At 61.5% G+C, this 10302-nt stretch carries 6 protein-coding genes and 1 pseudogene; 5 read left to right on the top strand and 2 right to left on the bottom strand.

Features of this window, described 5'->3' with window-relative positions; genetic code table 11:
* A pseudogene (locus JKL46_RS35275) lies at nucleotides 1-387 on the top strand (hypothetical protein); the annotation flags it as partial.
* A 323-nt stretch (nucleotides 388-710) separates the two neighbouring features.
* Here JKL46_RS35275 and JKL46_RS33280 read toward each other — a convergent pair.
* The gene (locus JKL46_RS33280) at nucleotides 711-1703 is read right to left on the bottom strand and encodes a phasin family protein (RefSeq protein WP_201842651.1); all 993 of its coding nucleotides are present in this window, start codon (nucleotides 1701-1703) and stop codon (nucleotides 711-713) included.
* A 412-nt stretch (nucleotides 1704-2115) separates the two neighbouring features.
* Nucleotides 2116-4311, bottom strand: coding sequence for an SF1B family DNA helicase RecD2 (recD2, locus tag JKL46_RS33275; protein WP_201842653.1), 2196 nt, complete (start codon nucleotides 4309-4311; stop codon nucleotides 2116-2118).
* A gap of 709 nt (nucleotides 4312-5020) precedes the next feature.
* Here recD2 and JKL46_RS33270 point away from each other — a divergent pair.
* The 4 genes from JKL46_RS33270 to JKL46_RS33255 all read left to right on the top strand — a co-directional run.
* Entirely contained in the window at nucleotides 5021-7393 is a 2373-nt protein-coding gene (locus JKL46_RS33270) for a type IA DNA topoisomerase (protein ID WP_201842649.1), read from the top strand.
* A gap of 401 nt (nucleotides 7394-7794) precedes the next feature.
* A complete protein-coding gene (locus JKL46_RS33265; RefSeq protein WP_201842647.1) occupies nucleotides 7795-9228 on the top strand; it encodes a DUF7986 domain-containing protein in 1434 nt (477 codons plus the stop codon).
* 343 nt (nucleotides 9229-9571) lie between these two features.
* Nucleotides 9572-9841, top strand: a complete 270-nt coding sequence (locus JKL46_RS33260) for a DUF6894 family protein (protein WP_201842645.1) — start codon at nucleotides 9572-9574, stop codon at nucleotides 9839-9841.
* A gap of 143 nt (nucleotides 9842-9984) precedes the next feature.
* Nucleotides 9985-10302 (top strand): transposase (locus tag JKL46_RS33255; protein WP_201842643.1); only part of this gene is annotated, 318 nt, incomplete at its 3' end.

Below are 10302 nucleotides of genomic sequence, written 5' to 3'. Positions count from 1 at the left end.
GTTCGATCTTGCCCATGCGAGCAGCATCGCACGTCAGACCAGATTTCGGAATTACCCGTCAGTGACAGAACACTAGCTGCGGCAACGATCGGCGCCAGCCTCTTTGTTGCGGCACCTTCTCTCGCTCAGCCACAACTTCAATTCGGCATCGGCCCGGATGGTCGTCCTCAGGTCGGCGTTCGCGATCCTCAGCAGGAGGAGCGTGAGCGTCGTGAGCGGTGGCGCCAGCGCCAAGAGGCAGAGCGGGCCTATGAGCAGGGCAGACGAGACGCTCGGCGTGACGATCGTCGCTATGGCGGCTACGAAGAGCGCTGCCGGAACGTCACGATTGAGGAAACGGACCGTTGGGGTCGGGTTGAAGTTCGACGGGTACGTCGCTGCGACTGATAGGCATCCAGCCCTCAGGTTCAGGGCAATCAACTGCCGCGCGGGGATCTGGGTTCTATATGCCGCTAAGCCACCTTTGCGGTCCGACCTGAGTTCTGCCGAGGGAGAGGAAAGACCACCTCAGCGCCGCGTAAGCCCGGACAGTCCCAAAGCTCCTGCCTTGTGAGACAATCACGACGGTCTGAGAACTTGTGGTTCATCTCGCTCGTCTCGATAGTGGCTCCTGATTTTCTGGTCGTACGTTACAAACAATAGGGTGACGGCTTGAACCGTCGCCCTATTCTTGGTGAAGAGCTACACCGCTTTGATCGCGCGGCCGAGATTTATGCAGCCCGGTCAAAGCGCTGGACGGTTTTCTCCGCTTGAACCGCTGCTGGTTGCCTCGCCTCATCCGCGATCTGGATTGTGAGTTCGGCAATCCGTCGGCTGTTCTCGATCGTTTGCTCCAGATTGTCGCGCAGCAGAGAACTCTGAACCTCGAACAGGTCTGTGATCGATCGACAGTGGGCAAGGGCCTGAAGGCCCTCCAGGTTGCGCTGGATGCGCTTCTGGCTACGGTCGGCAACCTCGCGTGACATATCCTGCAGACCCCTTGCTAGCGCACTACCGGATTGCGCGACTGCCCGAAAGTTGTCAGCCATTTCCTCTGTTGCCGCGCGGGCATTGCCGTCAGACCGGTTCGTCAAGTTGAGCGGCCCTATGGATTGGTGAGCCAGGTCCGTAAGCGTGCTGAAGCTCTTCTGCATCGCCTCCTGCATTACCCGTGCTATGGACTGGGCGTTATCCAAGCCGGCCCGCAGGGTCCCAGTTACGCCATCGCTCACGCGCTGTACAACCTCAGCCTGTTCACGGGTCTGCCGCGCCTGTGCGAGTTTGGTTTCATCAATGGTCGCCATCTCGTCCTCCACTTTCTCTGCCACAGCGAGGATTTCCTCCTCACTCAGGACCTTGAGCACGGCGGGCAGCAATTCCTTCCTGTCATCGCGGATGTGCTGCTGGAAGATGCGCCGGAGTTCAGCCACTTTGTTGATGAACTCAGAACTGCTCTTGGACATGCCATCCAGCTCACCCAATAGCGCAGCCGTTTTCGCATTGTCGCTAGTGGCTTCACGCACCAGGTCCTGCATTCCGTGCCGTGTCAGCACCGGGAAGAGGTGATCCTCCTGGAGGGTAGCGAGAAGCTCCAGTTCGGTCTTCAAGTCGGCAAAGAGCCTCTCACGGCTTTTGATCGCACTGTCAGATGTGGCGAGAAGTTTCTCGAACAACTCATTGGCCCTGTCCGGCGGAGCTTTGCTGTATTGTCGGATTGTCGTCATCGTCCCTCGCAAATTGTCAAAACAAGAGAGCCTCAAGCACAGCAACTTGGGTCATAGCCTGTGACGCTGATGTGTCAGTTATACGGGAACGCGGTACGCATGCTGCTAAGATGAAGGCAAGCGCTATTGAGCACGGCCGCGGGACGGCTTCAGCCTTCAGACACTCGTCACTGGTTTCGTGGGCGTTTATCCCTAAAGTTCGAGCTGCGGTGAGCGGCTCATGACTTTGTGTTCTTAATCCATGTTAATTGTCTGCCGCTCCTGAAGTTCCAAGGAATTCAATCTGCGACGCGCAGGTAGCAAATGTTTCTTGAGCAAGGGAATCTGTCCGACGCATCAATATGCTCGTTCAACGCTGATACCATGCTGTCCGAAATCGGCGTGGATATAGCGGAGAGGGAAGGCAGGAGAATTAAAGGCAGAGCCACTCTCTGAGCTTGGTCCATCGACGCTTCGCCTGCCCTCCCCTGACGGCGATACTAATCGCCTTCTTCTGCCCCACGAGGACGACAAGCTGTTTGCCGCGAGTGACGCCCGTGTAGAGCAGATTGCGGGCCAGCATCGTGTAGTGCTGTGTGGTTACGGGGATCACAACCGCCGGATATTCCGAGCCTTGTGACTTGTGGATCGTCGTTGCGAAGGCGGGCACCAGCGTATCCAACTCTCCAAACGGATAAATCACTTCCCGCTCATCGAACAGCACCACTAGGGCTCCTTCCTCGTTATCGATGCGATCGACCGTGCCGAGATCTCCGTTGAAGACGTCCCGGTCGTAATCGTTCTGCGTCTCCATCACCCGATCACCCGGCGAAAAACGCCAGCCGAAGCGTTCAACTGTCGCTGGCGGGTTCGGGTTGAGAATGCGCTGCAGCTCGTGGTTCAGGTTTCTCGCTCCAAGGACCCCACGATTCATTGGGCATAGCACCTGGACATCCTTGGTTGGGTCGAGCCCAAAGCGACGTGGGATTCGGTTCGTCACCACCTCGATCAGCTTGGCGACGCCTTCCTCGGGCTCCGCAATTTCTATGGTGTAGAAGTCGCTCATCTCACCGGCTTTGAGCGGTTGTGGCATCTGACCGTGATTGATCCGGTGGGCGTTGACGACGATCTGGCTCTCCGCCGCCTGCCGGAACACTTCGGTGAGGCGTGCCACCGGAATTTGCCCTGAACTGATGATGTCGGACAGAACCTGTCCAGGACCGACAGAGGGCAACTGGTCCACGTCACCGACCAGCAACAAGCCAGCTTGGTTCGGAATGGCTTTGGTCAGGGCATTCATCAGCGGCACATCGACCATCGAGGTCTCGTCCACCACCAGCAGGTCGCAATCTAATGGATTCTCCTCATTGCGCGAAAACCCACCATGCTTGGGATCGATCTCCAGCAGCCGGTGAATGGTCTTGGCTTCCAACCCTGTCTGCTCGGTCATGCGCTTGGCGGCACGGCCGGTGGGCGCAGCCAGCAGCACCCGCACACCTTTGGCCACCAGAATGCGCAGGATGGTATCGAGGGTCGAGGTCTTGCCCACGCCAGGACCACCCGTCATCACCGCGACTTTCGCGGTGAGCACCAGCCCCACCGCCTCGCGCTGCGAGGGCGACAAGATCTTACCTGTCCTGCCCTCCACCCATGGCAGGGCCTTGTCCAGATCAATCGCTGGCCAAGGGGCCGAGCCGCTCGCGCGTTCTCTCAACCGTTCAGCAATGGCGCGTTCTGCCCCGTGCAGCCCTTTCAGGAAAATGCAAGTCTCGCCTTCGACCGTGTCGGACAGGACATCCTCTCCCTGGAGTTCCTCGGCCACCGCCGTCCGGATCAGGCTGGCGTCCACCTCAAGCAGCTTCTGGGCCAGGGTGATGAGCATCTCGATGGGAAGGCCGCAATGTCCCTCGTCGGTGGCCGTCTGGAGTGCGAAGGAGACGCCCGCCCTGAGCCGGTGGGGTGACGTCTTCTCCACCCCGAGCTTGGCCGCGATGGCGTCGGCAGTTCGGAACCCGATCCCGCGCACGTCGCGGGCCAGCCGGTAGGGGTTCTCGGTCATGACCTTGATGGCCTCATGACCATAGGTCTTGAAGATGCGCACGGCTCGGGCGGTGCCGACCCCATGCGCATGAAGGAAGATCATGATTTCCCGTACTGCCTTTTGCTCGGCCCAGCCCGCGACGATCTTTGAGGCCCGCCATGGTCCAATGCCGGCGACTTCCTTCAACCGCTCGGGGTTGGCCTCAATGATCTCGAAGGTCTCCTCCCCGAAGGCCGCGACGATGCGTTTGGCCATAGCCGGGCCAATGCCGCGCATCTGACCTGAGGCCAGGTACTTTTCGATGCCCTCAACGCCCGTGGGAGGCGTGGCTTTGAGCACATTGGCCTTGAATTGGAGCCCATGGGTCCGATCGCTGAACCAAATCCCAGTCGCGGTCACCCACTCGCCAGCCCCAATGGCAGGCGCATGGCCGACGACCGTCACAAGGTCGCGCTTGCCCCGTGCATGAACCCGCAGCACGCAAAATCCGCTCTCGGCATTGTGGAACGTGACGCGCTCGACTGTGCCTGCGAGAGCCTCGACAGGCTGACCTCTTTCTACCTGATCGGGTCGAACCATTTGGTTCATGCACCTGCCCAGAGCCGCTGGAAGGGCTCTGCCCCTTGTTTTACTGCCCCGATGTTTCGCCGACGAGAGCGAAGCTGAAGACCAATTATCTCCTACACAAAGATTGTGTTCTTGTTTTGTTCTAAGACCAAAGCGCTCGATCGCGCCTGAGGAGAATTTAAGTTGAATGATCCGACCGACCAATGCGCTATAGGCCACTCACCTCGGCTGTCCCTTGGCCTTCCTCAGATTCGTCACACCTGTACGATAGGAAATCAGCTATCTCTGACCGGAACTGACAGCGTAATTTACTCCATCGTCTGAAAACAGTACCCCGCCTGCTCCCGCGCCCGCTTGTAAGCCTCCCTCCCCTCCTATGCGATCAGTGACACGGCCTCGTCCTCGATCACTGTGAGATCGGCAGCTGGAGGCCGCGGGCGAAACCATTGTCGGATGGCCGCCCCGCGGCCGAGGGCAGAGCGGGCCTGTCCAAGGGATGATCCGCAGTGGGGTCTAGAACACCGCGGATCAGAGCCCCCGGCAGCTGTTTTTCCCCTGGTCTCCCAGGGTACCGTGGGTCGCTAGCTTCGCCCGATTCCTGATATGGCGGCTCCACCATCACCTGGAAAGGGATCGCAAATGACCATCTCGCCACGGCGTGTTGGATCATTGACCGCCTTTGACCCGGGAGTTACCGTTCTCTTTCTGTTCCGGTCGGGCGACCAAGATCATGACTGCTCCCTCAACACCGCACACGCTGTTCTTCTTCGAGAAATCCTCGGCCATGCGCCAACTGCAGCGGTTGTTCAAGTCGCCGAGCACGGTCTGTGTCTCGGCGGAGGGGCACCTGTTGGCGGCAGAAGAGCCCGGCAACGTGAGGGATGAGTGGAAGCCCTGGCGTTTCGAGACGCTCCCAATCGTGCTCGACCGTATCCCGGTCAGCTACGGCACCAGCCGCTCGGGCCAGTCCCACAGGCCCAAAGTCGAGGCGATCAAGCAGGCTCTCCAGGGCGTGGAGCGGGTGATCATCGCCACCGATCCGGGCCGCGAAGGCTCGATGATCGCCTGGGAGGTGCTTGAGCATCTTGGCTACAGAGGCCGCGTGGATCGCCTCAAGCTGGGGGCTCTCGATGAGATCTCGATCCGCCGAGCTTTCGCAGCTCTGGCCAAGGAGCCCAACTCCGGTGAGCGGGACTATGCAGCTTACCTTGAGGCTCTGTGCCGCCAATATGAGGACTACCACCTGGGGCTCAACGGCACCCGCGCCATTTCCCTGCGGTTGCGCCCACCCGCATTCCGGGAGCCCTGGCGCTTTGGCGGGGTGCAGACGCCAACGCTTGCAATCTTGGCTGACCTGGAGAAGCGCATCCGCGACTTCGTCCCGCAGGACTATTTCAAGATTGCGCTGACGGTGGCGACGGACGGTGGTGCCGCGATCACCCTCTGGCATGCGCCAAAAGACAAGATCTTCGACAAGCAGGTTGCCGGGTCCATCCAGCAGGCAGCTGCCTCTTGGTCCGGTCCGCTTGGTGTCGAGCAGAAGGACGTGCGCCGGTCGCCCCCTCGCCTGTTCTCAAAGGACATCCTCGCCCGCCGCTGCGCCAAGCGGTTTGGCTGGGATCCGCAGCACACGGCGAAACTCGCTCAGGACCTTTATGATCAGGGTTATCTGACCTATCCCCGCACCGAGTCGGAGCACCTGCCTGAGAGCCAGACAGGTGACGCGAGCGCCGTGATCGGGAGCATCGCCGGGGTATTGACCGATCTCGCGGGCCTTGTGCCGGCCGCACGTGATCTTGTGTTCCGCAGAGGCAACAAGGGCCACTACGTCAAGGATCCCGGCGAGCACCACGCTATCGTGCCACTGCGCAAGGTGCCTCAGCCGGGGAGCGTCGGCGGGGATCACGTGCGCCTCTGGGAGCTGGTCGCCAAGAGCTTCCTGGCGGCTCACCTGCCCGACGGCATCGATGCTCGGACCACGGTCGTTGTGCAGATTCCGACGCCACTTGGTCCGAAGCGCTTCTCGGTCAGCGGCAGCGTGATCAAGTCGCCGGGCTGGCGCGCCGTCTATGGGGCCGAGGCCGACGAGGAGAACGAGGCTGTTCCGGGCAAGGCCAGGCCGGACGAGGAGCCTACCGCCGGACGCTTGCCGCCGATCCGCCACAACGAGCCTAGTAAAGCAACCGACACCCGGATTGAGATGGCCAAGACCGAGCCGCCACGCCGGATCACCCGCGGTGAGTTGCCGGTGGTCATGGGACGGCTCGTCGATCAGGTGGAAGACCCGACGCTCAAAGCTGCCCTGGAAAACCCGGTGAACCCGAACGAGCCGAAAGGTCTCGGAACTGCGGCAACCCGTGACACGATCCTGCCCAAGCTCCAGAAGAGCCAGTATGTCGAGTTGCTGAATGGCAAGGATCCGCCGATCCAAGTCACGGAGGTGGGACTCGCATTCATCGCAACCGTTCGCCGTGTCTTTCCTGCCTATGGTGATCCTGTTGGCCGGGCCATGTTCGAGGCCGACCTGGCCGAGATCGGGCGTGCTGCGACACGGGATGAGGCCATACGCCGAGCTGCAGCCTATCAGCAGCGGACCCGCACCCGCGTGCAGGAGCTAATCGGAGCCATCGCAAAGTCGCAGACTGTTGCCATTGATCCTACGACAGTGCCAGCGAGTAAGGTCCCGGCCGCAAAGCCGCCAACCAAGGCCATGATTGCCTTTGCCAGCTCACTTGCCGCACGGAAAGGGATGAAGCTACCTCGTGGTCTGAAGAGCAATGGTGCCATTTGTCGGGCTTTCCTAGACCAGCATGCGCCAGCACGCTCGTCCGAACCGAAAGACCCTGGGGCCCAGAATGGCCCTCGGCCTCCGAGTGAAGCGATGGTGCGCTATGCACAAGCACTGGCCGAAGAGCATAAAGTAGAATGCCCACCAGAGATCACGACGGACTTCACCGCCTGCAGGGCTTTTCTCGACAAACACGCTCCTGGCAAAGCGACAAATTCCAACGCTAGGAGGGGTCGTGCTAAAATTCCTGCAACTAAGGGACCTGGATCTGCGAAGAACGGATCGAGCCGAGGCCGCGCCTGGGGCACGCCTTGAAAATGTTACCCAGTGATTGGATCAAGTGCCACCTTTGAGCTTTGATAGGCCCCGGTCGGCATCGCGTGTTCTCGCCGCGGAAGATCCGGCTCGCGCCGGCGAGCGGGAATTCGACATCCCGCGCGATGCACGCGATGACCACCAGACCCATCCTCATGAAGGGATCGGCAAGGCTCGCCTTTACTCATCCCGTCGCTCTGCTTCGCTCGCGAAGGCTCCGCACAACCTGTGCTCCGATCCGAAGCGGCTGCAACGGCAGGACTTGCGCGTGTCTCAGGAAGCAACCTTGATCGGCCCTCGGGCGTCGATACACTGAGCCCCACGTCGGTCTCGACGAGACCCCGTATCCATCCGCCTGATCGCCCGCGCATCTCCTGCAACCCAACCAGGATCGAATGATCATGCTTGGCAACCATTCCCTCTCTGGACTGATGAAATGGCTCACGCACGAGGAATGGCGCGAGCCGTTTGCCGACGTCCTGGACCTGCACCTCGGTCCAGTTTGCGAAGATTATGAGATGGACTTTGAAGACATTGCCGAGGTGATCGGCGATCACTGGGCCATGACCCTGTGGGGCTGCGCCTTCGAGGATTTCCTGACCCAGGCCGTCGAGCCGGACGGGCGCAACATCGTCGACGATTATCTCAAGCGCCGCGGCTGGAAGGAGAGTGCCGGCAACCGGCGCTACATCGAAGCGCTGCGGGACTCCTGCATGAGCCTGTACGAGGTCAGCGAGATCGTGCCCGGCCAATCCTTCCTGGCGCGGGACCTCCTGCGCGGCGGTGAGCCGATCCAGGTCAGCGAGCACTCGGCTACCAAGAGCCTCCAGGTATGGGACAAGATCGGTGCCCGCATCGTCGCGGTCTCGGGCAAGAACATCCTGGCCGGGGGCCTCCTGCCCTTCCGCCCGAGCGCCGCCGCTCTGCTCATGGACGAACTCAAGGCGGCGAGACGGGAGGCCCGGCGCGAATTCCGCAAGCTGACCAAGGAGGTTCAGCTGCCCAGGTCCGCCGGAGAGGATAGTCAGATCGCCGACCTGCTGTTCATGGCGACCGCGGCACCGATCTTCAGCAACGTCTGGCTGGACGATGCCCTGGCCTCGGTGCTCGACCAACGTCTGCCGACCATTCTCAACAGCGATGGCGACGAGGTGGTGTTCTGCCGGGTTCGTTTTCCGCTGCGCTCAAGGGCGGCTGTCGCTGAAATCCGGGAGCGCCTGCGTGCTGTTGCGGCATTCCGGGAGGAGAACCAAGGCTTCTGGAATTGGATCGAGCCGCGCCAGCCTGCTCAACGCCCTCCCTCCGGCAAGCCGGTGAGCAAGTCCTCTCCCAGGGAGGGTGCGACCATGCAGGTAACGCTCGATACCGGCGAGACGATCCTCGGCACTATCGAGCTGACCGACAGAGCGTTGATGCTGGAGGCGAGCTCCCGCGAGCGGGCCGAGCGCGGGCAGGCTCTTTTGGCTGACCTGGCTGGAGAGCTGGTCGGACCAGGCCTGATGGAGATCGAAACCCTCGACCAGGCCATGGCGAGGCGGGACGGAAGCGTTCCTCAGGATAAAGCCAGCGACCTCCCGGCCGAACTGCAGGCCGAGCTCGTCCATGGTGCCTTGACCGACCACTACCGCAAGACCCTCGACGAACCGATCCCGGCGCTCGGAAATCTGAGCCCACGGGCCGCGGCCAAAACAGCCGCAGGCCGGCGCAAGGTGGCAGCGTGGTTGAAGCACCTCGAGAACCAGTCGAAGAGCGGCAGGCCGCCCGGCGATCCGATGGCGCGCTATGACTTCACCTGGCTGTGGCGGGAACTGGGTCTGGAGAAGCTCAGACGATAGGCGCCGGTCCTGGCCAATCCTTGTCTCGCTTTTGGGTGATAAGAGCTCGGGGATGAGGAACCTGCGTGGCGGTCGTGGATTCTCGCACAACGGGCCGAGGACGTTTCCATGTCGGACATCCGCAATCGTGCCAGGATGCGTGTGCCGAGTGCGCGGTGTATCAGCCGAACAGGGTTTCCGGTGCCGTTACCAGATGGCATCGGTGGGGTTGGAGGGCTTCCTCTCCGCTGACGCCCTGGCTGAGGGATTGTGACAGCACCCTTGGCCAGGGTGCCTCGACATGCACTTGGCATGTCGGTGAAGGTCAGGACAGAACAGGGATTGGCCAGCAGGAGAGAGCGCCATGGCCCGTTACTATTTCGATGTCCGGAACGGCAAGCCGCCCGTGCGCGATGACGAGGGCGCCGAGTTCGACAGTCTCGATGCGGCCGTGCAGGCGGCGGCCCGCTCGGCGGCCGAGATTGGGACCAACCGGCTGGCAAAGGGCGATACCAGCGACGTCGTCATCCAGGTGCGGGACGAGCAGAACCTGCGGGTCTGCACGGTGACGGCATCGATGAAAATCGAACGGCATGGCCCATCGCAGGACGGTCCGCATTCCTGGAGCGCGTGAGCGCTAGAGCCGCCATGGCGACGCTTTGCGCCTGTCCTGCTGGCTCTGATCTAGTAGTGTGACGAAGGTTCTGCAAATCGCCTGAGCGGGGCGGTCATGGCAGGATGGTGATGTCCAAGTCACCCTCCGAGAGGAGCCCCACCATGACCAGCACCAAGGATAAACCTGCCGCTGCCGCCATCAAGGACCTTCTGAGCCACAATCCGAACGGGCTGCGCGAGATCGTGCGCGCCGTCATGCAGGAGATGCTCGAAGCCGAAATGACCGATGCGCTCCAGGCCCAGAAGGGCGAACGCACCGAGGCCCGCCTGGGCTACCGCTCGGGCTACTACACCCGCACCCTGGTCACCCGGGTCGGCAAACTTGAGCTGCGCGTGCCGCAGGACCGGGACGGGCGCTTCTCGACCGAGCTGTTCGAGCGCTACCAGCGCTCCGAGCAGGCGCTCGTCGCCACGCTAGCT

The organism is Microvirga zambiensis WSM3693 (genome assembly GCF_016735695.1).
Classification (GTDB): domain Bacteria; phylum Pseudomonadota; class Alphaproteobacteria; order Rhizobiales; family Beijerinckiaceae; genus Microvirga; species Microvirga zambiensis.
The sequence above is the reverse complement of the archived record's forward strand: the minus strand, read 5'-3'. Positions and strand labels throughout refer to the sequence as shown.

Excerpts from the sequence above, each read along its gene's own strand:
- JKL46_RS33280 (WP_201842651.1), bottom strand. The coding sequence starts at position 1,703 with ATGACGACAATCCGACAATACAGCAAAGCTCCGCCGGACAGGGCCAAT.
- recD2 (WP_201842653.1), bottom strand. The coding sequence starts at position 4,311 with ATGAACCAAATGGTTCGACCCGATCAGGTAGAAAGAGGTCAGCCTGTC.
- JKL46_RS33270 (WP_201842649.1), top strand. The coding sequence starts at position 5,021 with ATGACTGCTCCCTCAACACCGCACACGCTGTTCTTCTTCGAGAAATCC.
- JKL46_RS33265 (WP_201842647.1), top strand. The coding sequence starts at position 7,795 with ATGCTTGGCAACCATTCCCTCTCTGGACTGATGAAATGGCTCACGCAC.
- JKL46_RS33260 (WP_201842645.1), top strand. The coding sequence starts at position 9,572 with ATGGCCCGTTACTATTTCGATGTCCGGAACGGCAAGCCGCCCGTGCGC.